Source organism: Microbacterium yannicii, from assembly GCF_024055635.1.
Taxonomy (GTDB): Bacteria; Actinomycetota; Actinomycetes; order Actinomycetales; family Microbacteriaceae; genus Microbacterium; species Microbacterium yannicii.
The window spans coordinates 1-24,087 of the sequence record NZ_JAMXMB010000004.1; the positions used below are offsets into that span (position 1 = coordinate 1).

General features: G+C 70.7%; 26 protein-coding genes and 1 pseudogene. 13 read left to right on the forward strand and 14 right to left on the reverse strand.

Annotated features, from left to right (window positions below; translation table 11 throughout):
• Positions 1-123: 123 nt before the first annotated feature.
• Positions 124-837: a hypothetical protein gene (locus NCG93_RS01130; RefSeq protein WP_194413602.1), complete on the forward strand. Its 714-nt coding sequence runs from the start codon at positions 124-126 to the stop codon at positions 835-837.
• 150 nt (positions 838-987) lie between these two features.
• Here NCG93_RS01130 and NCG93_RS01135 read toward each other — a convergent pair whose 3' ends face one another.
• From NCG93_RS01135 to xseA, 7 genes are read right to left on the reverse strand one after another with little or no spacing between them, the layout of a single operon-like run.
• Entirely contained in the window at positions 988-1,644 is a 657-nt protein-coding gene (locus NCG93_RS01135) for a response regulator transcription factor (RefSeq protein ID WP_194413603.1), read from the reverse strand.
• The gene (locus tag NCG93_RS01140; RefSeq protein WP_194413604.1) at positions 1,641-3,146 is read right to left on the reverse strand and encodes a sensor histidine kinase; all 1,506 of its coding nucleotides are present in this window, start codon (positions 3,144-3,146) and stop codon (positions 1,641-1,643) included. The genes NCG93_RS01135 and NCG93_RS01140 overlap by 4 nt, the downstream gene beginning before the upstream one ends.
• A 47-nt stretch (positions 3,147-3,193) precedes the next feature.
• On the reverse strand, positions 3,194-4,588 hold the full coding sequence (locus NCG93_RS01145; protein WP_194413605.1) for a class II fumarate hydratase: 1,395 nt from the start codon (positions 4,586-4,588) through the stop codon (positions 3,194-3,196).
• A gap of 43 nt (positions 4,589-4,631) precedes the next feature.
• The gene (locus tag NCG93_RS01150) at positions 4,632-5,243 is read right to left on the reverse strand and encodes a carbonic anhydrase (protein WP_194413827.1); all 612 of its coding nucleotides are present in this window, start codon (positions 5,241-5,243) and stop codon (positions 4,632-4,634) included.
• Positions 5,244-5,278: 35 nt separating this feature from the next.
• Entirely contained in the window at positions 5,279-5,926 is a 648-nt protein-coding gene (locus NCG93_RS01155) for a DUF4245 family protein (protein WP_194413606.1), read from the reverse strand.
• Entirely contained in the window at positions 5,923-6,177 is a 255-nt protein-coding gene (locus NCG93_RS01160; protein WP_372495928.1) for an exodeoxyribonuclease VII small subunit, read from the reverse strand. Before NCG93_RS01160 ends, NCG93_RS01155 begins: the two co-directional genes overlap by 4 nt.
• A 1-nt stretch (position 6,178) precedes the next feature.
• A complete protein-coding gene (gene xseA / locus NCG93_RS01165) occupies positions 6,179-7,534 on the reverse strand; it encodes an exodeoxyribonuclease VII large subunit (protein ID WP_241741616.1) in 1,356 nt (451 codons plus the stop codon).
• A gap of 157 nt (positions 7,535-7,691) precedes the next feature.
• Between xseA and NCG93_RS01170 the strand changes: the two genes are divergently transcribed.
• The 4 genes from NCG93_RS01170 (at position 7,692) to NCG93_RS01185 (ending at position 10,734) form a co-directional block, all read left to right on the forward strand.
• Positions 7,692-8,732: a 4-hydroxy-3-methylbut-2-enyl diphosphate reductase gene (locus tag NCG93_RS01170; protein ID WP_194413828.1), complete on the forward strand. Its 1,041-nt coding sequence runs from the start codon at positions 7,692-7,694 to the stop codon at positions 8,730-8,732.
• Positions 8,729-9,367: a DUF6264 family protein gene (locus NCG93_RS01175; RefSeq protein WP_194413608.1), complete on the forward strand. Its 639-nt coding sequence runs from the start codon at positions 8,729-8,731 to the stop codon at positions 9,365-9,367. Before NCG93_RS01170 ends, NCG93_RS01175 begins: the two co-directional genes overlap by 4 nt.
• A 129-nt stretch (positions 9,368-9,496) precedes the next feature.
• On the forward strand, positions 9,497-10,036 hold the full coding sequence (locus tag NCG93_RS01180; protein ID WP_194413609.1) for a sigma-70 family RNA polymerase sigma factor: 540 nt from the start codon (positions 9,497-9,499) through the stop codon (positions 10,034-10,036).
• Positions 10,033-10,734, forward strand: coding sequence for a hypothetical protein (locus NCG93_RS01185; protein ID WP_194413610.1), 702 nt, complete (start codon positions 10,033-10,035; stop codon positions 10,732-10,734). Before NCG93_RS01180 ends, NCG93_RS01185 begins: the two co-directional genes overlap by 4 nt.
• Before the next feature lie 116 nt (positions 10,735-10,850).
• Here NCG93_RS01185 and fbaA read toward each other — a convergent pair whose 3' ends face one another.
• Entirely contained in the window at positions 10,851-11,882 is a 1,032-nt protein-coding gene (fbaA, locus tag NCG93_RS01190) for a class II fructose-bisphosphate aldolase (protein WP_194413611.1), read from the reverse strand.
• Positions 11,883-12,131: 249 nt separating this feature from the next.
• Between fbaA and glpX the strand changes: the two are divergent.
• A pseudogene (gene glpX, locus NCG93_RS01195) lies at positions 12,132-13,118 on the forward strand (class II fructose-bisphosphatase); the annotation flags it as partial.
• Positions 13,119-13,278: 160 nt separating this feature from the next.
• Positions 13,279-13,491 carry a UDP-N-acetylmuramyl pentapeptide phosphotransferase gene (locus NCG93_RS01200; protein WP_194413613.1) on the forward strand — a complete coding sequence of 71 codons (213 nt, stop codon included), beginning with the start codon at positions 13,279-13,281 and terminating at the stop codon, positions 13,489-13,491.
• A gap of 53 nt (positions 13,492-13,544) precedes the next feature.
• On the opposite strand, the gene NCG93_RS01205 is transcribed toward NCG93_RS01200, so the two are convergent.
• Both NCG93_RS01205 and NCG93_RS01210 read right to left on the reverse strand, forming a co-directional pair.
• Positions 13,545-14,852 carry a DNA recombination protein RmuC gene (locus NCG93_RS01205; RefSeq protein WP_194413614.1) on the reverse strand — a complete coding sequence of 436 codons (1,308 nt, stop codon included), beginning with the start codon at positions 14,850-14,852 and terminating at the stop codon, positions 13,545-13,547.
• Between the two features lie 129 nt (positions 14,853-14,981).
• On the reverse strand, positions 14,982-15,584 hold the full coding sequence (locus tag NCG93_RS01210) for a 3'-5' exonuclease (RefSeq protein ID WP_194413615.1): 603 nt from the start codon (positions 15,582-15,584) through the stop codon (positions 14,982-14,984).
• A gap of 75 nt (positions 15,585-15,659) precedes the next feature.
• Here NCG93_RS01210 and NCG93_RS01215 point away from each other — a divergent pair, with 75 nt between their 5' ends.
• From NCG93_RS01215 to NCG93_RS01225, 3 genes are all read left to right on the forward strand, one after another.
• Complete coding sequence (locus NCG93_RS01215) at positions 15,660-16,418, forward strand: class I SAM-dependent methyltransferase (protein ID WP_194413616.1); 759 nt, start codon at positions 15,660-15,662, stop codon at positions 16,416-16,418.
• 127 nt (positions 16,419-16,545) lie between these two features.
• On the forward strand, positions 16,546-17,619 hold the full coding sequence (gene ychF / locus NCG93_RS01220) for a redox-regulated ATPase YchF (RefSeq protein WP_194413617.1): 1,074 nt from the start codon (positions 16,546-16,548) through the stop codon (positions 17,617-17,619).
• A 69-nt stretch (positions 17,620-17,688) separates the two neighbouring features.
• Entirely contained in the window at positions 17,689-18,378 is a 690-nt protein-coding gene (locus tag NCG93_RS01225) for an alpha/beta fold hydrolase (protein ID WP_194413618.1), read from the forward strand.
• A 69-nt stretch (positions 18,379-18,447) separates the two neighbouring features.
• Here the strand turns inward: NCG93_RS01225 and NCG93_RS01230 are convergent, their stop codons facing one another.
• On the reverse strand, positions 18,448-18,798 hold the full coding sequence (locus NCG93_RS01230; protein ID WP_194413619.1) for a LysR family transcriptional regulator: 351 nt from the start codon (positions 18,796-18,798) through the stop codon (positions 18,448-18,450).
• 38 nt (positions 18,799-18,836) lie between these two features.
• On the opposite strand from NCG93_RS01230, the gene NCG93_RS20455 reads away from it, so the two are divergent.
• A complete protein-coding gene (locus tag NCG93_RS20455) occupies positions 18,837-19,316 on the forward strand; it encodes an NIPSNAP family protein (protein ID WP_252787398.1) in 480 nt (159 codons plus the stop codon).
• A gap of 16 nt (positions 19,317-19,332) precedes the next feature.
• Here NCG93_RS20455 and NCG93_RS01240 read toward each other — a convergent pair whose 3' ends face one another.
• Positions 19,333-20,709 (reverse strand): NAD(P)-binding protein, encoded by a 1,377-nt coding sequence (locus NCG93_RS01240; RefSeq protein ID WP_194413620.1) that lies wholly within the window; start codon positions 20,707-20,709, stop codon positions 19,333-19,335.
• 117 nt (positions 20,710-20,826) lie between these two features.
• On the opposite strand from NCG93_RS01240, the gene NCG93_RS20270 reads away from it, so the two are divergent.
• Together NCG93_RS20270 and NCG93_RS01250 are read left to right on the forward strand one after the other, a co-directional pair.
• Positions 20,827-21,528: a phosphatase PAP2 family protein gene (locus NCG93_RS20270; RefSeq protein WP_194413621.1), complete on the forward strand. Its 702-nt coding sequence runs from the start codon at positions 20,827-20,829 to the stop codon at positions 21,526-21,528.
• Positions 21,529-21,592: 64 nt separating this feature from the next.
• Entirely contained in the window at positions 21,593-22,393 is an 801-nt protein-coding gene (locus tag NCG93_RS01250) for a DUF1206 domain-containing protein (RefSeq protein WP_194413622.1), read from the forward strand.
• 26 nt (positions 22,394-22,419) lie between these two features.
• On the opposite strand, the gene NCG93_RS01255 is transcribed toward NCG93_RS01250, so the two are convergent.
• Both NCG93_RS01255 and NCG93_RS01260 read right to left on the reverse strand, forming a co-directional pair.
• Entirely contained in the window at positions 22,420-23,202 is a 783-nt protein-coding gene (locus tag NCG93_RS01255; protein ID WP_194413623.1) for a patatin-like phospholipase family protein, read from the reverse strand.
• A 91-nt stretch (positions 23,203-23,293) separates the two neighbouring features.
• Positions 23,294-24,079, reverse strand: coding sequence for an EI24 domain-containing protein (locus NCG93_RS01260; protein WP_194413624.1), 786 nt, complete (start codon positions 24,077-24,079; stop codon positions 23,294-23,296).
• Between the last annotated feature and the right edge of the window lie 8 nt (positions 24,080-24,087).

A 24,087-nucleotide genomic window follows, 5' to 3' on the forward strand; every position in this document is an offset into this window, starting at 1 on the left:
CCCGGCCCGCCGCGCCGTGCAGAGCATGAGAAGAGTCTCATCGCCAGTGGCGCCTCCGGCGCGGTCTGTCTGTCACCATGGAGTGAGGGGAAACGTTCCGCGCACCGGGGAGGCAGGCTAGACGTGGAAGCACGCACGGGACTCGTGATCGGCGGCGTCACCGCCGTGGTTGCGAGCATCGCCGTCGTGACCGCCGTCGCGCTGACGAGCACCATGGCGCTCGCCGATTCGCGCGGTACGAGCCTGGCGTCCGAGCGGGTGGTCGTTCCCTCCGCCCCGGCGCCCTCCGCCAGCCCTCGCCCGACCCCGACCGCCACTTCCGAAGCGCAGGCCGCGGTCGATGCCGAAGTGGTGGAGGCGCCCGCTCCGCTGGTGGTCGATACCTCGAGCGGCTCGCAGGAGGCACGGATTCCGGCCACGCCGGCGGTGCCCCCGGCGGCACAACCCGCGCCGGACGTGGCAGCGCCCACCATTCCTGCAGACCTCGAGCCGGCCATCGCCGCCGCGAAGGCCGCCGGATCGTGGGAGGGGCTTCGCACGTGGGCACTCGCACACGGCTGGAACGCCGCGCGGATCGATGCGCTCCTGTCGCGACTCGACCGCGAGATGGCCGCACACGCGCCGAGCGCCGATGGCACGGCCGAGCGCAACGACTCCGACACCCACCGGCGCCTGGGCGCCTCGGGGTCCGACGAACAGAAGAGCACGGCGGGCACCGAGCCGGCGCACAACGATAGGCGTCCCGCGCATGCGGGCTCGAACGTCGGGAACGGCAATGGCGCCGGTCACGATGCGAAGAAAGACCAGTCGCGCAATTCCCCAGACAAGCGCGACTGATTACGGTCGGATTCCCCAGTCCGGCCTTTCACAGCCCCCGGTGTCCCCCAGCACCGGGGGCTTCTTCGTGCGCCGCAAGAGCGGGTCACCCAGCGGGGCGGGATGCGGATGCGGCTGCGGCGATTCGGGCCTCGTGCAGGCGCTCCGGCCTCACTCCCAGCGGTAGCCCGCGCCGCGCACCGTGACGATGTGGTCCGGGCCGAGCTTTCCGCGCAGATAGCGTACGTACACGTCGACCACGTTGGAACCGGGATCGAAGTCGAGCCCCCATACCCGGCTCAGCAGCTGCTCCCGGCTGAGGACGCGCCCGGGGTTGCGGAGGAACTGCTCGGCGAGGGCGAACTCGCGAGCAGACAGGTCGATCTCCCGCCCCGCGACGCTCGCGCGCCGCGCGAGGATGTCGAGCGCGACGTCGCCGTGCGAGATCGATACGCCGGGCTGCGGAACGCTCTCGCGCAGGCGGGAGCGGACGCGTGCCAGAAGCTCTTCGAACGTGAACGGCTTGGGCACGTAGTCGTTCGCGCCGGCATCCAGGCCCGTCACGGTATCGCGCGTGCTGGAGCGCGCCGTCAGCATGATGACCGGTACGGCCGAACCACGGGCCCGCAGCTCGCGCAGCAGTTCGAATCCATCCATCGTGGGCAGGCCCACGTCCAGCAGCACCAGGTCGGCGTCGCCGCGCAGCGCGGCCTCGAGTCCCTCGGGGCCGTCTTCGACCACGAGCGTCTCGTAACCCGCTGACTCCAGCCCGCGGCTGACGAAGGCGGCGATCCGCGGCTCATCCTCGACGATCAGGATCCTGGTCATCCGGCGGCCTCTCGTTGCAGCACGACATCCCCGGCTCGCACCGGCATCGGCAGCTCGGCGCCGGTCGGAGGCAGATGGATGGTGAACGTCGCGCCGCCGCCGGGCGTGTCGGTGACCACGCAATGGCCACCGTGGCCCTTCGCGATCGCATCGACGATGGCGAGGCCCAGTCCGGACCCGCCGACCGACCGCTTGACGTGTGCACGATCGAAGCGGCGGAAGATCCGGGTGCGTTCGTCGAGCGGGATGCCGGGCCCATGATCGCGCACCCAGAGCCGAGCGCCCTCGATGTCGCGCGCGCTGCCGATCTCGATCGGAGCTCCCGCCGGCGTGTACTTCGCAGCGTTGTCGGCGAGTTGGAGCCAAGCCTGCAGCAGACGGTCCTGATCGCCGATGGTCTCGCCGTCGGCGACGGCCTCGGTCGTCCAGGAGTGCCCGGGGATCACCGCGACGAGTTCACCGACGCGGGCGGTCAACGAGGCGAGATCGACGGCGGCCAGGGTGCTCGAATCGGCCTCCGCGGTGGCGAGCAGATCGATGTCCTCGACGAGCCGGGTCAGACGGTCGAGCTCGGCGATGCCGATGTCGCGCGCGGACGCCACGTCCGCGGCATCCTGCGGGTTCATCAGCTCGAGATGCCCGCGCACGATCGTGATGGGCGTCTTCAGCTCGTGGCGCACGTCGTCCAGGAGCTGGCGCTGCCCGTCGACGGAGTCCTCCAGGCGATCGAGCATCGAGTTGACGGTGCGCGAGAGATCGGAGATATCGTCGTTGCCGTGCGGCTCGAGGCGCCGTGAGAGATCGCTGATGGAGATGGCGTCCGCCGTCTCGCGGAGGTGGCGGATCGGGGACAGCAGTCGCCCCGTCACGAACCAGCCGACGATGCCGATCGCGGCCAGCACGGCGAGTGCGGCTATCACGTAGGTCGTCATGGCGAAGGTGACGGGACGCAGCTCCTCGCCGAGGTTGACGGCACGCACGTACAGGCCCTGCTCCGGATCGCCGTCCATGTGCACGGGGATCGCGATGTAGCGCAGCGATCCCTGGTCGGTCACCGCGGTACCTCTTCGCGTACTGCCGTCCGCGGTCTCGGCGACCACGCGGTCGATGAGCTGGCTGTTCTTCGAGATGTCGAACCCGGAGAGAGTCGCAGGCACCCAGCGCGGTGCGCCGTCGATCAGCGCCAGCGAAGCCTCGTTGCGACCCGGCACCAGGCGTGCGACGACCGCGTTGAGATAGTCGTCGACGGACCGGAAGTCGTCCCTGTCGAGCACGTCGGTCGCCGCGGGCGCGGCCTGCGTCGCGCCCGCGGCGGCATCGGCTGACACCCCTTCCAGCGATTCGACCTGTGCTTTCAACCGCTGGTCCACCCCGTTCAGGGCCTGCTCCCGCTGCACGAGGAACGTCACGCTGCCCACGATCGCCAAGCCGACGCACGCGACGGCGAGGATCGCAGCAAGGATCCTGACGCGCGCGGGGACCGGGCGGGGCGTTCGGGCCATGCGCCGATTATCCCGCCGATGGAGACGCAGCGGCATGGGGGGGCGGATCAGCCCGGGTGCGTCATCGAAAGGAGGTCCAGCTTCTCGTCCAGCTGCTCGAGGGTGAGCTCTCCGCGCTCCACATAGCCCAGGTCGACCACGGCCTCACGCACCGTGATGCCCTTCGCGACGGAGTGCTTGGCGATCTTGGCCGCCGCCTCGTACCCGATGAGCTTGTTGAGCGGCGTGACGATGGAGGGCGACATCCCGGCATAGGCGGCGGCGCGCTCGACGTTCGCCTCGAGGCCGTCGATCGTCTTGTCGGCGAGCACGCGCGAGGTGTTGGCCAACAGCTCGATGGACTCCAGCACCGCGCTGCCCATGATCGGGATGGCGACGTTGAGCTCGAAGGCGCCGGACGCTCCCGCCCACGCGACCGTCGCGTCGTTGCCGATCACCCGGGCGCACACCATGAGCGTGGCCTCGGGGATCACCGGGTTGACCTTGCCGGGCATGATCGACGAACCGGGCTGCAGGTCGGGGATGTGCAGCTCGCCGAGGCCGGTGTTCGGGCCGGAGCCCATCCAGCGCAGGTCGTTGTTGATCTTCGTCAGCGACACCGCGATGGTGCGCAGGGCGCCGGATGCCTCGACCAGCGCGTCCCGGTTGGCCTGAGCTTCGAAGTGGTCCCTGGCCTCCGTGATCGGCAGCTCGGTGTCGGCGACGATGATCTCGATGACGCGCTGCGGGAATCCGAGGGGGGTGTTGATGCCGGTGCCCACGGCGGTGCCGCCGAGAGGCACCTCCGCGACGCGGGGGAGCACCGCCTGCACCCGCTCGATGCCGAGGCGGATCTGGCGTGCGTACCCGCCGAACTCCTGACCGAGGGTGACGGGCGTCGCGTCCATGAGGTGCGTGCGGCCCGACTTGACCACGGTCTTCCACAGGTCGGCCTTGGTCTCCAGCGCGACCGCCAGGTGGTCGAGCGCCGGGATCAGATCGTCGATCAGCTCCTGCGTCACGGCGATGTGCACGGAGGTCGGGAAGACGTCATTGGAGGACTGCGACGCGTTGACGTGGTCGTTCGGGTGCACGGTGGCGCCGAGCGCGTGCGTCGCGAGGGTGGCCAGCACCTCGTTCATGTTCATGTTCGACGACGTGCCGCTGCCGGTCTGATAGACGTCGATCGGGAACTGGTCGGCGAACTCGCCGGCGATGATGCGATCGGCGGCCCCGGCGATGGCATCGGCGATGGCGCCATCGAGCGTGCCGAGCTCCTTGTTCGCGAGGGCCGCGGCCTTCTTGATGCGTGCCAGCGCGACGATCTGCGCGGGCTCGAGCCGGTCGCCCGAGATCGGGAAGTTCTCGACGGCGCGCTGCGTCTGGGCGGCGTAGAGCGCGTTCTTGGGAACTCGCACCTCGCCCATGGTGTCGTGCTCGATGCGGTACTCGGTGTCGGTCACGTCGTTGTTCCTCACGTGTCGGTACGGGGTGGGGGAAACCGGTTCAGGCCTGGTCGGGGATTCCGACCATCACGTCGGGGACAGCCGTGCCCTCGGCGAGGCGGTAGTTCGCGCCGACGATCGCGAGACGACCCTCGGCGACGGCGGTGCTGATGAGCTCGGAGGCGTGCAGCAGCTCGCCCACGGTGTCGCGCAGATGCTCGCGGCCGACCTCGTCGGCGTCGATCTCGGCGGGGTAGACACCGTCCACCGCGGAGGCGCGCTGCACCCGGCGCACGGCCGGAACGATGGGGGAGATGAGGCGCCAGATGTGCGGCGGGAGCGGGTCGGCCTCGGGGTCGGTGATGTCGATCGCGGCCCGCACGGCGCCGCAGGCGTCGTGGCCGAGGACCACGATGAGCGGCACCTCCAGCACGGCGACGGCGTACTCGAGACTGCCCACGACCGAGTCGGAGATGACCTGGCCCGCGTTGCGCACGACGAACAGGTCGCCGAGGCCCTTGTCGAAGATGATCTCCGCGGCGAGGCGCGAATCGGCGCAGCCGAACAGGGCCGCGCGGGGGCGCTGCCCTTCTGCGAGCTCATGACGGGTGTCGACGTCCTGACGGGGATGCCGCGGCTCCCCGGCGACGAAGCGCGCGTTGCCGCGCTGCATCTCCTGCCAGGCCTTCACGGGCGTCGGCTGGTCGGTCACTCGGCCTCCTCGCGCAATGCGGTGATCTGATCGGCGACGGAGCGCGCCGTCTCTTCCAGCGCCTTCTCGCCGGCTGCGCCGTAGATGAGCACGGCGTCGGTGCCGGCGTCGGTGGCGAGGGCGACCGAGATGTTCCCGGTGCGCTCGGGGTCGAGTTCGTAGCGGTCCCACGTGATGCCGTCGACGGTCAGGGTGTCCTGAGGAGCGGAGCCCGAGAGCACGCGCGCCGCCCACGACTCGTCGGCGTCGAAGCCCTGGGCCACGCGGAGGAAGCCGCGCTCGTCCTCTCCGGCGGGGGCGTAGACGACCGTGAAGGCGCGCACCGGGCCGTTGCCCTCGATGCGGGCGCTGTTCACCACCCAGTCGTCGGACAGCTCGGGCGTGATGACGGTGCGGTCCTCCGATGCGGAGATGTCCGCTGCGACCGCGGCGACGTCGATCGGCTCGCGTGCGGGGGGAGTGCCGCGCGGAACGGCGACGATCACGACCACGACGACCGCGAGCGTGGCGAGCAGTGCCGCGATGAGGTTGCGCACGTTCTGGCTCGAGCGGTAGACCCGGGACGACTCCGCCTTGCGGTCGGCCGTCTCCTGCGGGGTCTCCGGGCGGCCGAGCTCGGCGACGATGCGGGGCCTGCGCGTCATCGGGCCTCCTCCGCGCCGGTGCGCTCCACGGTCGCCCGTGCGGCCTCCAGCCGGCGCTTGGCGCCCAGCAGCCACTCCTCGCAGCGAGCGGCGAGGGCCTCGCCGCGCTCCCACAGGGCCAGGGAGTGCTCGAGAGTCGGGGCGCCCTGTTCCAGCTCGGCGACGACACGCACCAGTTCATCGCGTGCCTGCTCGAAAGAGAGGGTCGCGACGTCCTCGGGGGCGCCGCTCTTCTCAGTCATGGCCTCCATCTTAGTTCGCGGCCGAGCGCGCGCCGTGCCCCGCCGGGTCGGGCTCCGTCACGTCCTCGGCGGCGGGATCGGTGCCCGCCGACAGCTGTTCGGCGATCTCCCCATCCGAGTGCGCCGCGAACGACCCGCGACCGACCGTGACGACGACGGCGGTGGATGCCGGAGCCTGCGCGGCATCCCGCACGATGACGCCGTCGGTCAGGTGCGCGATGGCGTAGCCGCGGGCCAGGGTGGACGCGGGCGACAGCGCCCGCAGCGTGGCGCGCAGCTCGGCGGTGCGGCGCTCGTGCAGCTGGAGCGAGCGGTCCACCCGATCGCGCCCCCGTGAGGCGAGCACCTCGACCTCGTGCGCCCGCGTGGTGAGGAGGGTCTCCGGGGCGCGCAGCACCGGTCGGGATCTGAGCTGCTCCAGCTGCGCGATGTCGTGCGAGATCCGCTGCGTGAGTCGCATGTTCATGCGGGAGCGCAGCTGTCCGACGATCGCACGCTGCTCCGCGACATCCGGCACGATGCGCTTGGCGGCATCCGTCGGCGTCGAGGCCCGGAGGTCCGCCACGTCGTCGAGCAGGGGATGGTCGTTCTCGTGGCCGATGGCGCTGACGACGGGAGTGGATGCCGCGGCCACCGCCCGCAGCAGGCGCTCGTCGCTGAACCCGAGCAATGTCTGGGGATCGCCGCCGCCGCGCGCGATGACGATGACGTCGACGTCGGGGGCCGCATCCAGCGCCTTCAGCGCCGCGATCGTCTCGGGGACGCAGCGGTCGCCCTGGACGGCGGCGTACTTCGTCTGGAAGCGCACCTGGGGCCAGCGCAGCTCGGCGTTGCGGTGGACGTCCTTCTCAGCATCCGAGTTCTCGCCCGTGATGAGACCGATGAGGTGCGGAAGGAACGGCAGGGTCTTCTTGCGGGCCGGGTCGAACAGCCCTTCCGACCGCAGCTGCACCCGCAGCCTCTCGAGGCGTTCGAGCTGATCGCCAAGGCCGACATGGCGCATGGCCGAGACGCCGAAGCCGAAGTCGCCGTTCTTGACGAAGTAGTCGGCCTTCACGCAGGCGATCACGTGGTCGCCCACCTTGAGGTCGCCGGGGAGCCGATCCCGTGTCGACGACCAGATGCGGAACGAGATCGTCGCATCGGTGACGAGGTCTTTCAGACGCCCGAAGACATTCCCGCCGCGCTGGTTCCACCCCGTGATCTCGCCCTCGACCCATACCGAGCCCCACGTCTGGACGAATCCTCGGATCGTGTCGTTGAGCCGCGCCACCGAGGTCGGCGCCTGCGAGCTGGAGTCCCGCGGCGGCACGGAGTCGGGGGGCGGCGGCTCGCCGGGGACGGTGGCGGGCTGGAAGGTCGTCATGCGGTCCTTTCGTGCTCGGGCGCCCGGCGTTCCGCCGGCGCACGTGCAGGTGTCGCGAGCTGTGCCACGGAGGCCTCGCTCAGGAGCCCGCCCGTAGACTCGAGGGGTGAGCATCAGCACCGTGGGGCAGACCCGAACGAGTCCGGCCCCTGTGAGCATGCCCGTCCCGCGCATCCCACGGCGGCGCGAACCGCTTCAGGATATCGCCGGGTCCGGACACAAGCGCGTGCTCCTGGCATCGCCGCGCGGCTATTGCGCCGGCGTGGACCGCGCCGTCATCGCCGTCGAGAAGGCGCTGGAGCGCTTCGGCGCCCCCGTGTACGTGCGCAAGCAGATCGTGCACAACATCCACGTCGTCACCGAGCTCGAGGCCGCCGGCGCGATCTTCGTCGAGGAGGTCGACGAGGTCCCGCCCGGTGCCCACGTCGTCTTCAGCGCGCACGGGGTGTCGCCTGCGGTCGTCGATGCGGCAGCCGATCGCGGCCTCCGCGCCATCGACGCGACCTGCCCCCTCGTCACGAAGGTCCACCGCGAGGCCGTGCGCTTCGCGCGCGACGACTACGAGATCCTCCTCATCGGCCACGTGGGGCACGAAGAGGTCCAGGGGACGGCCGGAGAGGCTCCCGACCACGTCACCATCGTGAACTCGCCCGACGAGGCCGACACCATCGAGGTGCGCGACCCGTCCAAGGTCGTGTGGCTCTCCCAGACGACGCTGTCGGTCGACGAGACGATGGAGACCGTGCGGCGTCTGCGCGCGCGGTTCCCCCAGCTGCAGGATCCGCCGTCGGACGACATCTGCTACGCGACGCAGAACCGCCAGGTCGCCATCAAGAAGGTCGCGAAGGACGCCGATCTCGTGATCGTCGTGGGCTCGGCGAACTCGTCCAACAGTGTCCGCCTCGTGGAGGTCGCGCTCGAGTACGGCGCCAAGGCCGCCTACCGTGTCGACTACGCCGACGAGGTCGAGCAGGCGTGGCTCGACGGCGTGGAGACGGTCGGCGTCACCAGCGGCGCTTCGGTTCCCGAGGTTCTCGTGCAGCAGGTGCTCGACGACCTCGCCGCCGCGGGCTACCGCGACGTCGAAGAGGTGCGCACCGCCGAGGAGGACCTGCAGTTCTCCCTCCCCAAGGAGCTTCGGACGGATGCCGCGGGCAAGCGCGACGACCGCGCCCTCGGTGGCCGGAGCCGTGCATGAGCGACCCGTCGTCGCCCCCGCAGCCGCGGGGCGCCGCGTCGCCTGAGGCGCCCGGGACCGAGGCATCGCCGCCCGAGCCGCACGGCGCTGAACCGTCGCCGGCACGCCCGCAGTTCGGCGAGTACGCCACCCCGGAGGAGCAGCGCGCGCGCATCCGCGAGCCCGCGCCGTGGCAGCTGGAGCAGACGCCCGTCACCCCCGTCATGACGGACGCTCCCGGCCCGACCGACTCTGCGCCGGCGGCGCCCGTCGAGCGGCGCACGCGGCCCGTGGACCGCATCGCGACGTTCGCGCTCCTCGCGTACGGCCTGGTGAACGTCGTGTCGTCGGTGCCCGCCTTCCTCGATTACGGGGCGTACGCCGAGACGATGCTCGCCGTGATGGGAGTGGATGCGCAGATCAGCGACCCCTCCGGCGGCAGGGCATGGGCGATCGCCTCGGTGCTGGTGCTGACGATCGGCTGGTGCGCGACGGTCGCCGTGTCGTGGTGGAGCGTTCGGCGCGGGCGGCTGACGTGGTGGATCCCACTGAGCGCCGGCATCCTGTTCACGTTCGTGTCGGGCGTGCTGATGGCCGTGCCCCTGATGAGCGACCCGACCGTGTGGAAGGCGCTCGTCGAGAGCGTCGGCGGCTGATTCGTCGGCCACCCGTTCGGGGCTCCCGTGATCGGTGCCCGGGGTCCATACTCGGGGTGACGGCACGAGCACGGCGGTCCACCTGAACCTGCGGATGCCACGTCTCGTGTCTCCTGCGGGAGGTGATGGATGCCGCACGACAGCGTGGAGAGTCGTGACAGCACTGCCGGACGCGATGCCGAACGGCTGGCCGCTCTGTACGATGCCCACGCTGCCCCGGTCTGGCGCTACGTGGTGCATCTGACCGGCGATCGTGCGGGTGCCGACGACATCGTGCAGGAGACGCTGCTGCGGGCGTGGCGGACGCCGAGGATCCTGGAGCAGGACCCCTCGACCACGCGCTCGTGGATGTTCACGGTGGCGCGCCATCTGGTGATCGACGAGGCGCGCAGCGCGCGGCGCCGCCGCGAGATCGGCGTCGCCGAGGTGCCCGAGCGCGTCACCCCGGATGCGACCGACGCGCTGTTCGAGGCGATCCTCGTCGAGGAGGCGCTGGCCGCCCTGACGACCGAGCATCGCACCGTCGTGGTGCGCGCCTACTACCGGGGGCAGTCGGTCGCCGAGATGGCGGACGAGCTCGACATTCCGCCGGGCACCGTCAAGTCCCGCCTCCACTACGGACTGCGCGCTCTTCGCCTCACCCTGCAGGAGAAGGGGGTGACGCGATGAGCACGGATCACGTCCGCTTCGCGGAGTGGGATGCCGCCTACGTGGTGCGTGCGCTCGACTCCGACGACCGTCGGCTGTACGAAGCGCACCTCGACGACTGCCGTCTCTGCCGCGACGCGATCGCCGACCTGACACCGGTGCTCGGGCTGCTGGCTCGCGTGGCGGTTGAGCGAGCCGAGTCGCTGCTCGACGCCCCGGGGGCGACGGGTCCCGATCCGGCGGCCCGCGCGCGGATGGTGGCACGCGGCACCCGTGAGGCGCGCCGCCGGCGGATGATGGCGTGGGGCGGCGGGATCGCTGCGGCTGCCGTGCTCGCCCTCGTCGTCGCGTTCGCCGTCACGACCTCGGTCGTCCCAGCACCCGCGCCGGAGGAGGTGGTCGCGCTCCAGCCCGTGACCGACGTGCCGCTCAGCGCGACGGTGGAGCTGACGGATGTCGCGTGGGGGACGCGCATCGCGATGGTCTGCGACTATCCGCCCAGCGACGATCCCTATGCGCGCGATGAGCAGTGGCCCTACGTGCTCGTCGTCACGTCGACCGACGGCGCCACCAGCGAGCTCTCCACATGGCGCGTCGGACCCGGGTCGACCGCGCATTTGGACGCGGGCACCGCGCTGGATCGCTCCGACATCGCCTCGATCGAGGTGCGCGCGGTCGCCGATGGGCGCGTGCTGCTGCGCGGCGAGCCGGGCGAGTGAGCCGGCTCGCGTGAGCGGCATCCGGTGAGACGACGGATGCCCCGGCGCCGAGCCCTGGGGAGGGCCGGTGCCGAGGCATCCGATGCCCGCTGGGCGAATTCGCCCGACGGCAGGTGTTACGCGGCCAGGCTCTTGCCGGCGGAGCCGAGCTGCTTCGTGGCCTCGACGACGCGGGCGGCCATCGCCGACTCGGCGATCTTGCCCCAGGCGCGCGGGTCGTAGGCCTTCTTGTTGCCCACCTCGCCGTCGACCTTGAGCACGCCGTCGTAGTTCTTGAACATGAAGCCGGCGACGGAGCGCGTGAAGGCGTACTGCGTGTCGGTGTCGATGTTCATCTTCACGACGCCGTTCGCGACAGCCGTCGCGATCTCCTGATCGGTCGAGCCGCTGCCGCCGTGGAAGACGAGGTCGAGCGGCTTGGGGCCGGTGCCGAACTGTGCGGCGATGCCCTCCTGGATCTCGCCGAGGAGCTCGGGACGCAGCTTCACGTTGCCCGGCTTGTAGACGCCGTGAACGTTGCCGAAGGTGAGCGCCGCGATCCAGCGGCCCTGGTCGCCGAGCCCCAGGGCCTCGACGGCCTTCGCCACGTCGGCCGTGGTGGTGTAGAGCGCCTCGTTGGAACCCTCGTGCTGGACGCCGTCCTCCTCGCCGCCCACGACGCCGATCTCGACCTCGAGGATCGCATTGATCGCCTTGAGGCGCGGAAGGATCTCCTTCGCGATCTGGATGTTCTCATCGAGCGGCACCGCCGAGCCGTCCCACATGTGGGACTGGAAGATCGGGTTGCCGCCGTCTGCGACGACCTGCTCGGAGGCCTTGATCAGCGGCAGCACGAAGTCCTCGAGCGCCGGCTTCGGGCAGTGGTCGGTGTGGAGCGCGACGGTGATCGGGTAGCTCTTGGCGACCTCGTGCACGTACGCGGCGAAGGCGAGAGCGCCGGTCGCGCGGGCCTTCACGGTGTGGCCGGCGAAGTAGTCGGCACCGCCCGTGGTCACCTGGAGGATGCCGTCGGAACCCGCCTCGGTGAGGCCCTGCAGGACGGCGTTGACCGACTGGGAGCTGGCGGCGTTGATGGCGGGATACGCGAAGCCACCGGCCTTCGCGCGGTCCAGCATGTCGGCGTACTGTTCCGGAGTGGCGACGGGCATGAGTGCTCCTCAATCTGCGCGGGTGTGAAGGGTGGTCGGCTCAGGTCTGAATGGTGTCGGCTGAGGCCGTCGGTCCCTGCGAGCGTCACCGCAAACTCTACCGAAGGCCTGGAAGACCGGCGGATGCTGCGGCCCCGGGCCGTCGTGGGAAAGCCACGTCCCTGCCCCTCCGGAAAGAATCGCCGTTCCTTCACTTGCCGCGGCGTGAAATTCCGGTGAATCGGGCGATGGCGTGGCTAGGCTGACCGCATGGTGAGCCTGACCGCGGACATGAGTCCCCTCCATCCCGACCGCAACCTCGCACTCGAACTGGTGCGGGCAACGGAAGCCGCAGCGATCCGTGCGGTGCCGTTCATCGGCCGCGGCGCCAAGGAGGCTGCGGACGGCGCCGCGGTCGACGCGATGCGGGCGTTCTTCACCACCGTCAACTTCGACGGCACCATCGTCATCGGCGAGGGCGAGAAGGACGAAGCCCCGATGCTCTACAACGGGGAGCGAGTGGGCAACGGCCGCGGCCCGCAGGCGGACGTGGCGGTGGACCCCATCGACGGGACGTCACTGACGGCTGCCGGGCGCAACAACGCGCTCTCGGTGATCGCCGTGTCGGACCACGGCACGATGCTCGACGCCTCGAGCGTCTTCTACATGGACAAGCTCGTCACCGGACCCGCAGGTGTGGGCGTCGTCGACATCCGCCTGCCCATCGGCGAGAACATCCGGCTTCTCGCCAAGGCGCTCGGAAAGCCCGTCGACGAGCTGGTGGTCTCGGTGCTGCACCGCCCGCGGCACGACCGTCTCATCGAGGAGATCCGTGAGGCGGGCGCGGGCACGCGGCTGATGAGCGACGGCGACGTCGCCGGCGGCATCAACGCCGCCCGCCACAACGCTCGCACCGACATGTGCGTCGGCGTCGGCGGCAGCCCCGAGGGCATCGTGACCGCATGTGCGATCAAGGCGCTCGGCGGCCACATCCAGGGCCGGCTCTGGCCACGCGATGACGACGAGAAGCAGCGCGGCATCGACGCCGGTCTGCGGCTCGACGGACACGTCTACGAGGCCGATGAGCTGGTGAAGGGGAACAACACGATCTTCGTGGCGACCGGCGTCACCGATGGCGCACTCGTCGCGGGCGTCCGCCGCGAGGGCGGCTACGTCTACACCGAGAGCGTCGTGCTCCGCGGGGCATCGGGCACGCTTCGCCGCATCTCGTCGGAGCACCTGGTTTCGAAGTGGCTCCAGCACGAGCGCATTCGTGCTGACGGTGATACCGCTGGGTCTGATGTGACTCGTGATGCGGATGTGACTCTTTCGTGACCGCCTTCCGCGATCGACTCTGGCAGAATCGACTGTGGTGTCGAAGGGGACACGATGATGTTTCCTACGCGAGGAGTTGACGATGTCTGCGCAGCCCGCCGATCCGTCGTCGCCCCAGACGGGCGCGCATGCGGTGATCGCCAACGCGATCGATCCTGCCCGCCGCCCCGATGTGCTGTTGCGCGTCCGGCGTGATGAAGGCCACGAGATCAGTGCGTGGTGGATGGTCGGCGCTTTCGTCGGCGTCTCCGCCGCGGTCATCGTGCTGCTGAGCTTCGTTCCCGGCGGCGCCTGACATCCACCGCGTGCCCGGCGCACCGCCGGCGCACGGCGGCGCCGGCCCGCGCCTCACTCGTTCGGCGCAGCGATGCGCGCGCGCACCTCGCCGAGCTCGGCGGTCGCCGTCCGTGGCTCCTCGTCGAAGCCGGTGAGCGTCCCGTCGAGCAGCTCCGGTGCGGTGAGGCGGCGTGGGCTCTTGTCGATCGCGGCCGGCTCGCTCACCGCGTCGAGCTTGGTCGCGTCGATGCCGGGGAACTTGCGGGCGCTCACGAGCACACGTGTCTCCAGAGAGCCGGCGAAGCGGTTGTAGCTGTCGACGGTGCGCTCGATGGCGCGCCGCAGGTCGTCGGCGTGCGTGGCGAGCGACCCGAGCCGCTCGTACAGCTGATTGCCGAGGTCGAAGAGCGCCCGAGCCTCTTGCGACACGTCCTGCTGGGTCCAGGTGTACGCCACAGTCTTCAGCACCGCCCAGAGGTTCACCGGCGACGCCAGGGCGACCCGCTTGCCGAAGGCGTAGTCGAGCAGGGCGGCGTCCTCTTCGAGCGCGGCAGCGAGCAGCGATTCGCTCGGAAGGAAGCACACCACGAACTCGGGACTGGAAGACAGTCCCGCCCAGTAGGCCTTGCGGGCGAGCGCGTCGACGTGGGCACGCACGGCCTTCACATGCTTGTCGAGCAGTGTGCGGCGCCGGGCCGCCTCTGCGCCCTGTGCGGTCAGTGGAATGGTGCTCGCCTCGAGGAACGCATCGAGCGGCACCTTGGCGTCGACGGCGATGGCCTTGTCCCCGGGCAGCCGGATGATCATGTCAGGGCGGCCGGCTCCGGCATCCGTCGTGATCGACGCCTGCAGATCGAAGTCGACGTGGCGGGTCAGACCGGCGGCCTCGACGACGCGTCGCAGCTGGGTCTCGCCCCAGACTCCGCGTGTGCTGCCGGAGCGCAGCGCGCTCGCCAGCGACTCGGTGGTCGCGCGCAGCGCCTCGTCCGACTGCTGCGCGCGCCGCAGCTGCTCGGCGAGCGTGCCGAACTGCAGATGCCGCTCGCGCTCGAGATCGTCGACCTTCGTGTGCATCGCGGCGAGCGTCTCCTGCACCGGAGCGAGGGCGCGCAGCACCGACTGCTCGCGGCGCTCGCGCTCCTCTCGGGCGGCCTGATCGTGGCGCGCCTGGCCGGCCAGCTCGCGGTACAGCAGCTGCTGGTGATCGAGCTGCGCCTGCACTCCCTGGCGCCCGGCCTCAGCCGCCGCGAGCTGCGCCGCGAGACCGGACTGCTCCCGAGCGGTGCGCGCCGCGCCGCGGGCGAGTCCCGCCGCCCAGCCCGCCACGGCGCCCACGAGAAGGGAGACGATCACCACCACACCGATCACGACTGCGTCCATGTCTCCAGAGTGGGGGATGCCTCCGACATCCGTTCCGCGCACTCGCTCGATCTCGGGGATCTGCCCGGAATCGGACGCGGGAGTGCCGAAGGCCCGAGTCCGGGCGGATCTCCGAGTTCCGGCAGCCGCTCAGGCGACGGCGAAGGAGACGGCCGGTGCCTCCGCGGTCGTGATCTGCGACACGCGCACGCCGACCGCCTGGGTGAGCGCCTCGATGTCGGCGGCGCCCACGCGCTGCGCCGCGTCGATCATCACGTGGGCGCAGGCGAGCGCGTCGGCCGTGGCGTTGTGATGCGGGAAGTCGGCGAAGCCGGCCTCGGCGGCGACGAACGGCAGACGATAGGACTCGAGCTGGTAGACCTTGCGTGCGACCTGCAGGCTGCACGCGTAGCGGTAGGCGGGGCAGTCGTCGCCCGTCGCGTCGCATGCCCGCTTGAGCACGGCCATGTCGAAGCCCGCGTTGTGGGCGACGAGGATGTCGTCGCCGGCGAAGGCGACGATGTCGCCGAGCTGCTGGGTCCAGGTGGCGGCGTCGGCGACGTCCTCGGGCTGGATGCCGTGGATGCGCACATTCAGCTCGAAGAACACGTCGTGTCCGGCCGGCGGACGGATGAGCCAGCCCGCCTTGTCGACGATGCGGCCGTCGCGCACCCGTACCAGGCCGACCGCACACGCGGAGGCGTTGCTGGAGTTCGCCGTCTCGAAGTCGATCGCGGTGAAATCCAGAGGCACGTCCCCAGACTCACCCGGCGTCGGCCGCAGCGGCGGAAGGCGCGCCGCGCGAAGGCGCCGTCGTAGGGTCGGAGCATGGCCAGTCGCGAGGAGATGTCGCTGTCGTTCGGATCCGCCGCCGGAGCCTACGAGTCGGGCAGGCCGGATTACCCGCGCGAGGCGGTGGACTGGATGCTGGCGCCCGTGCGCGAACCCGGTCGCGCGCTGCGCGTGGCCGACGTCGGCGCGGGCACGGGCAAGCTGACCCGCACGATCGTGGAGGCCGGCGCCGAGGTCGTCGCGGTGGATCCCGATCCCGACATGCTCGCCGCCTTGCGCGCCCACGTGCACGGCGTTCCCACCTTCGTGGGGTCGGGCGAGCGGATGCCGCTGCCCGACGCGTCCGTCGACGCCCTGCTGCTCGGACAGGCGTGGCACTGGGTCGACCCGGTCAGAGCCTCGGCCGAGGCCGGCCGGGTGCTGCGCAGCGGCGGCGTTCTGGGGCTCGTGTGGAACATTCGCGACGAGTCCGACCCGTGGGTCGCGCGGCTGACCGCCGCGATGCACGGCAGCCACGCCGAGGAGATGCTGTCGGGCGACGGTCCTCGGGTCGCCGAGCCGTTCCCGGGGCTGGAGGCGAGGTCGTGGCACTGGACCCGGTCGCTCACCCGTGCGGCCCTGCTCGACATGGTGGCATCTCGGAGCTACGTCATCACCGCGTCCGATGCCGACCGGCGCGCCATCCTCGCCGCCGTGGGCACGCTGTTCGACGAGCGGCGCATCACGGACGGCACCGGCGCCGAGGTCGTCGACCTGCCGTACGTCACGCGCGCGTACCGCGGCATCCGTCACTGATCGATCGCATCGGGCCGCAGCCCGGCGCTACCGTGTGCGGATGCGCACTCTGACCTCCGCCGGCGCGGCTGCACGCGCGCGGCGGCGGCACCGGGCGGCGGACCGCGTCCACGTAGACTGAATGCCCGTGGCTCTCACCATCGGAATCGTCGGTCTCCCGAATGTCGGCAAGTCGACCCTCTTCAACGCCCTCACCAAGAACCAGGTGCTCGCGGCGAACTACCCGTTCGCGACGATCGAGCCCAACATCGGCGTCGTCAACCTGCCCGACCCGCGACTGGACAAGCTGGCGGAGGTCTTCCACTCCGAGCGCATCCTGCCCGCGGCGGTGTCCTTCGTCGACATCGCCGGCATCGTGCGCGGTGCCTCGGAAGGCGAGGGGCTCGGCAACAAGTTCCTCGCGAACATCCGTGAGGCCGACGCGATCGCCCAGGTGGTGCGCGGTTTCGCCGACGACGACGTCGTGCACGTCGAGGGTGCGGTGAACCCGAAGAGCGACATGGAGACCATCAACGCCGAACTGCAGCTCGCGGACCTCGAGACGCTAGACCGCGCGATCGCGCGTTTCGAGAAGGAGGGCAAGGGGCGCAAGCTCGACCCGTCGGTGCTCGCCACCGCCGTCGAGGCGAAGGACGCCCTGGAGCGCGGCGTGCTGCTGTCGGCGTCGGGCATCGACCTCGCGCCGATCAAGGAGCTCGGGCTGCTGACGGCGAAGCCGTTCATCTTCGTCTTCAACGTCGATGAGGCGGTGCTGACGGATGCCGCCCGCAAGGCCGAGCTCGAGGCTCTCGTCGCGCCGGCGCACGCCGTGTTCCTCGACGCGAAGATCGAGTCCGAGCTGATCGACCTCGACCCCGACGACGCGGCCGAGCTGCTGGCGTCCACCGGTCAGGAGGAGTCCGGGCTCAACCAGCTGGCGCGCATCGGCTTCGACACGCTCGGGCTGCAGACGTATCTGACCGCAGGTCCGAAAGAGGCCCGTGCCTGGACGATCGGCAAGGGCTGGAAGGCCCCGCAGGCGGCCGGTGTCATCCACACCGACTTCGAGAAGGGCTTCATCAAGGCCGAGGTCATCTCGTTCGACGATCTCGTGGCGACCGGATCCGTCGTCGAGGCGCGCGCGAAGGGCAAGGCGCGTCTCGAGGGCAAGGACTACGTCATGCAGGACGGCGACGTCGTCGAGTTCCGCTTCAACGTCTGAACGTCCGCCCGCGTCCGACCGGATGCGGGCGACTTCCCACACTCCTGCACGCGAGAGGACCCACGAACCTTGGCTGAAACCCAGATCTTCGAGCCCGACGGCCGCGCGATCCCCTATGTCGACGAACGAGCCGACGGCCCGGCGCTCGTCCTCATCCCCGGGCGCGGGCTGAACATCAGCTACCTCGGTCCGCTGACGCACGCCCTGGCCGAGGAGGACTTCCACGTCGTCCGCGTCGGTCCGCGCCATCCGCGTGCCGCCGCTGACCAGGCGGTCTCGATGCACGACCTGGCGCAGGACGTGGTCGACGTGATGGAGCACCTCGGGCTGGCGAGCGCCTGGGTCGGCGGCCACGCGTTCGGCGGCTCCGTCGCGCGCCAGGTGTCGCTCGATCACCCGGGACGCGTCAACGGCGTGCTCCTTCTGGGAGTCGAGGGCGCGGTGGCAACCGACGAGCTGGGGTCCGATGTCTCGGAGATCCCCGCGCAGGCTCGCGACGCTGCGGTCGAGTCGATGCAGCGGGCGGCACTGGAGGCGACGCCGGACCTCGAGTGGTCCTCGCTCGCGCCGGCCGTGCCGGTGCTGGTCGTGCAGGGCGCCGACGACCGGATGACCCCTCCGTCGAACGGCGAACAGCTGCAGGCGTCCGCGCCCGACCGGGTGAGCGTCGCGCGCGTCGAGGGAGCCGGTCACCTGTTCCCGGTCACCCACGTCGGTGCGACCGCGTGGCCCATCGAGGACTATCTCGACTGGGACTGAACCGCTCAGCGGTGGGTGCGGCCGCGCAGGTCGCTCTGCGGGTGCCGGTCGGGGCGTGGAGCGGCCGGTCTAGCGGCCCTGACGCTTCTTGAACGGCTTGGGCTGCCCCTTCACCGCGGGGGCGCGGCCCTTGCCCTTCGACGCCTTGGCCTTGCCGCCCGCGGGCACCTTCGGCTTCGGCGCGGCGGCGGGCGCTTCGGCGATCCGACGCTTCGCCTCCTCGAGGAGCAGCGCTCCCGCCGGGGTCAGCGTCCACTGCGGCTTGCTGCGGGTGATGAGGGGGTGCCCCACCTCGGCCTCGAGCTTGTCGATCGACGAATACAGCGACGCGAGCGGGATGCCGAGCGCCTCGGCCGCGCGCGGGAAATGCAGGTCTTCGGCGACGGCGGTGACGAACCGTTCCAGGAGAGTGATGTTCACAGCGAGCCTTCCGTTGCCTGCGCCTTCAGGATACGGGCGTGCCGGCATCCGGCCCGCCGCCGGGCAGGCGTCGGCGCGCTGCCAAACGTGCACCTGATCCGGCCAGCCGCCCGGCCGACGTCGTGGATGCGCCAGGTGACACGGCGGAGGTCCGTCACAATCGAAGTCGAGCCGGCCGCAGCCTCGCCGGCTCGACCGATGAACGGAGCCCCATGATCACGATCCACCTGCGCTATGAGATCGACCCCGAAAAGCTCGAGGAGTTCACGCAGTACGGCCGGGAGTGGATCCGGCTGGTCAACAGGCTCGGCGGTACCCACCACGGCTACTTCATGCCGAGCGAGGGCGACAGTGACGAGGCCTTCGCGCTGTTCACGTTCCCGTCGATGGCGGAATACGAGGCCTACCGCATCGCCTCCCGCACCGATCCGGAATGCGTGGCGGCGTTCCAGTTCGCGCGCGACACGCAGTGCATCCGCCGCTACGAGCGGCGCTTCCAGACGCCGGTCTTCGACTGACCACACCGCGGAGGGGTCACCCGGCGGCGTCCGCGAGCGCCGCGAGACGTGCCCTCCCGGCGGCGATGTTCTGCTTCAGCCGATCGCGCGCCGCGACGACGGCGGGGTCCCCGGCAAGGTCGGCAGGGATGCGGGCGGGGTTGAGCGTGGTCTCGTTCGACCATTCCCTCAGATCGGTCTCTCCGGTCATCGCGAGCGACGCGTCGCCGCCGATCACCTGCATGGTCGTCCAGTCCGACGGAGTGTTCGCATAGGGCGACGGCCGGCACACGCGGTTCTTGTCCGCATCGTCGTCGCGCGTGGCCTCGACGTAGCCGGCGAGCGCGGCTCCGAAGCACGGGAACCCGACCCGCACGGGCTGCGGGGTGATCGCCTCCGGGGTCCAGATCGGCCGAAGCCCCGGATATTTGAGACCCTCGGCCGCACAGTGCACGATCAGCGTGTCGGCAGGGATCCGCACATCCCCGTCGGCGAACCGCAGGCGTCCGGGTTCTACCGCGCGCAGGTGACCACGGCGGACGACGTCGTCGATCGTCCGGACGAGGTCGAGCTCCCACCTCGCAAGGGTGGGGGTCTTGGCCATCGTCGGCGTGGTCGTGGGGTCGATGCGCAGCATGATGCCGGCATCCTCCATCCGCAGGAAGACGTCGTCGGGGCTGGCGGCAGCCGCTGCCGCGGCCATCGTGTCGGCGGCCATGCCCAGGAAGACGGCGGGATCCGGCTGCACCACCGCACGGTTGAGCAGCCACGGATCGCGCGGCCGCACCCACGTGATGCCGCTCGGTGAGACGCCGTTCTCCAACAGCCACACGCATGTGTCGGTCGCGGTCTTGCCCGCTCCGACGATGACGTAGTGCGAGGGGGCGTGGCCGATGCGGACAAGGTCGTTCACGGCGATGACGCGGGCCCCGTCGCCGACGGCAAAGGGCGGGGGAGTGAGGGAGGGGATGTCGGGCGACAGGTATGCGGCATCCACCACCCGCGCTCGCGGTGCACGGAAGCGCCTCCCGCTCAGCAGCGACGCGAACCGGCGGTCGCCCAGGTACTCGGAGCGTCCATGGAACACGACCTGCCCGTTCGCGACGAGGCGGGACAGGACGCGCGCGTAGTACTCCGTGACTTCGGCGGCGCGCGCTCGTTCGTGCAGCCCGCGTTCGGGGCCGTCGGACTGCACACGACCACCGCCCAGCAGCGTCGAGGCGACGCCGTAGAACGCGGAGGCCTGGTGCAGCCGGACGAATCCGTACGCGTCGAGCCAGTGGCCGCCCGGGCCGTGACGGCGGTCGACGATCGCGACCGAGACGTCGGCGTGAGCGGTGAGCGCGTCGACGAACGCCATGCCCATCGCGCCCGCGCCGACCACCAGATAGTCGACGTCGACGATCCCCTCCATGGGCTCATCAGAGCAGGGGCGGTGATCGGCGTCAATGGGCCCGCCCGCGCGCTACACCGACAGGCGAGCGCGGGCAAGAGCGACGGCGAAGTCACGCCGGGCGCCCACAATGGGCGGGTGAGTGAAGACGAAGGTCCCGGGACGGCGGGGCTCCACACGGCCGCGTCCGTCGAGCCGCTTCCGCATCCGGAACCTCATCGGGCCGTCGTCCTCGTCGTGGGCGTGGTCGCGACCGTCGCCTTCGTGGTGCTGCGCTTCGCGGTGGCGCTCGGCGGGCACGAACCGCTCCCCGCAGACCTCTGGTGGCACGACCTCATGGTGGCCACGCTCGGCGAGGTCGGCATCATCGCGGCATGGGTGCCCGCGATCGTGGGCGGCACACTCGGAATGATCGTGATCGGCATCCTGCTCGTGGCGGTCTTCCTCTGGAAGAGGCGCCGATGGGATGCCGTGACCCTGGCGAGCGCCATCATCGTCGTCGTCGCGATCGGCGCGCCGATGGCCGCTGTGATCGCCCGGGTGCGGCCCGAGGACTCCCTCGCCGAGAGTGTCGCCACGTCATTCCCCTCCGGTCATACCGCTGTCGCGACGACCATGGCGGTCACTCTCGGGCTGCTGCTGCGGCGCTGGTACGTGTGGCTCGCCGGCGGTCTCTGGGTGCTCTACATGATGTGGAGCCGCACGTATCTGCACGCGCACTGGTTGAGCGACGTCGTCGCCGGGATGCTGGAGGGCGTCGCGGTGGCGACGCTGGTGTGGAGCGCTGTCCAGGCCTATCGGATACGCAGGGCGACGCCCTCCTCGCCCGAGGCCGTCTGATGCCTGGATCCTGCTCGATTTCAACCCCCACCGGCGGGTGCGGTCACGTGGTTACGCTTCCGCTATGACCACTGCCAAGAACGCGGCGCGTACCGCGACGGAATCGCCCGCCTTCCGCACCATGGCGCGCATAGGTTACGTCGTGCTCGGTGTGCTGCACATCGTGATCGGCGTCATCGCGATCTCGGTGGCGATGGGCGGTGGCGGCGAAGCGGACCAGGGTGGCGCGATGGAGACCATCCGGGATTCTCCTGCCGGCGTGGTCCTGCTCTGGCTGATCGTGATCGGACTCGTGGCGCTCGCCGTGTGGCAGATCGCGGACGCCTTTCTCGCCCGGGACGCCGACGCCAAGAAGAAGTGGGGTCACCGCCTGAAGTTCGCCGGCACCGCGGTGGTGTACCTGGCGATCGCCTTCACCGCGCTCGTGTACGCACTGGGCGGCCAGTCCGACTCGTCCGAGTCGTCGCAGAGCCTCAGCGCGCAGCTGATGGCGACGACCGGCGGAATGATCCTGCTCGTGCTGATCGGACTCATCGTGCTGGCCATCGGCATCGCATTCGGCGTCCGGGGATTCACCCGGGCTTTCGAGAAGAACCTGGATCTTCCTGCCGGTGCCGTCCGCACGGGGATCGTGACGTTCGGCGTCGTGGGCTACGTCGCGAAGGGCGTCGCGGTCGCCGTGACCGGTGTGCTCTTCGTCGTGGCGGCGTTCACGCACGATCCCGAGAAGGCCGGCGGCCTGGATGGTGCCCTCCACACGCTCGCCGAGCTGCCGTTCGGTGCGGTGATCCTCTGGGTGGTCGCAGCGGGGCTGATCATCTACGGCCTGTTCTGCTTCGCGCGTGCGCGCTACGCGCGGATGTGAGCGGCTCGCGCACGGCGTTCGGGTACTCAGCCGATCTCCGGCGAACCCTCCTCTGACGCCGCAACGCTCCGTCGGTCCGGCTCCGCGTCGTCCAGTGCCACTGTCGCGGCGCGGCGTCCTTCGGCGATGAGGCGCGGCACGTCGGACATCGTCCACTGGGCCATCCGCTCCATCTCCGGCTGCACGAGGACGATCGACGGGTCCGCTGCGAGATCGGCGGTCCGGGTGACCGTGCGCATCATGCGCACGTTCTCCCACTTCGCGTGCAGCCGCACCACGATGACGCGGGATGCCCCGAGCGTGCGGGCGGCCGCGACCGGCACGTTGTCGATCATCCCGCCGTCGGCCAGCAGCTCGCGGCCTCGCCTGACCGGCGGGAGCAGGCCGGGGACGGCGACCGTCGCCCGGAGCGCGAGGCTGAGCGGGCCGCTGTCGAGGATCACGCCACGTCGCGTGCGCAGATCCGTGGCGAACGCCGCGAAGCGACGCGGCAGGTCCTCGATGAGCGGGTCCTCGCCGAGCGTGCGCGAGACGGCGTCGATGATGGGAGTCGTGTCGAGCAGTCCCCATCGGGGAGCGAGCGACCACCGTGCGATGGCACTCCAGCGAAAGCCGCGTGCGGCGCGGTCCAGGGCTCCGAGCTCCACGCCGGCGCCGTAGGCCGCGCCGACCAGGGCGCCCGAACTCGTCCCCGTCACGATCCCCGGTCGGATGCCCCGCTCCGCCAGGACCTGCAGGACGCCCACGTGTGCGGCGCCGAAGGCGCCGCCACCGCCGAGCACGAGCCCGAGATCAGGGTCCTCGCCCACGTGGTCCTCCGCTCGTCGTGCGCAGCCAAGCTAGCACCGGGCTGATGGGTGACGACTGTGGACCGGCGGCCCCCGTGCGTTCGGATCCGGATCAGCCGGCGCGCATACCGAGCTCGCGATCCGGGTCGCGCGGCTGCCGGACCGGCCGGGGGTTCGCGTCGACCATCGATCGCGCCAGCAGCGTCGCACCTGCCACGGCGGCCGGCATCGTGGCCACGGCTCCGAGCGGCACCAGGAACGTGAGCTGCGTCGCCACGCCGAATCCGAGCACGCGAGCGCGGTGCCCGCGCATCAGCTGCCGGCGCGCGGTCCGGGTCATGCCGCGCGCGGTGAGAGCCCGCGATGTCAGCTCATCCGCCACCAGCCAGCCGGTGAAGGTCACACCGAACACGGCACTCAGCGCTCCGCCGACGACGGGCACGAGGCCGATGAGCGCGGCGAGCAGTGCGACCCCCAGCCCGCGTCCGATGAGCGACAGCCCGTCGGCGACCGACTGCCAGAAGCCGTAACGGGTATCGGGCGGGGCGGCGCCGGCATCCGTCTCCACGGCTCTCCAGATACGCTCGTAGAAGGGATCGCCCACGAGCAGCGTCACAGCGGTGAATGTGACGACGACCAGCACGAGTGCCGCCCCCAGCAGTGCCGTGCCGACGGCGATGCGGAAGACCGTCGCCCACAGGCTCGGCCAGCCGTCGGCGAACGGCGTCATCGCGTCGGTGAGGCCGGGCAGCGACGCGCTGAGGGCGATCAGCCCTGCGAGGAACAGGACGCCGACGATCGCCGCAGGCAGCAGTCCCCACACCATGAGGCCGGGGCGGCGCCGCCAGGTGGCGAAGCCTCGGCCCAGCAGGGCCACTCCTCGGAGAAACTCGCGCATCGGTCTCA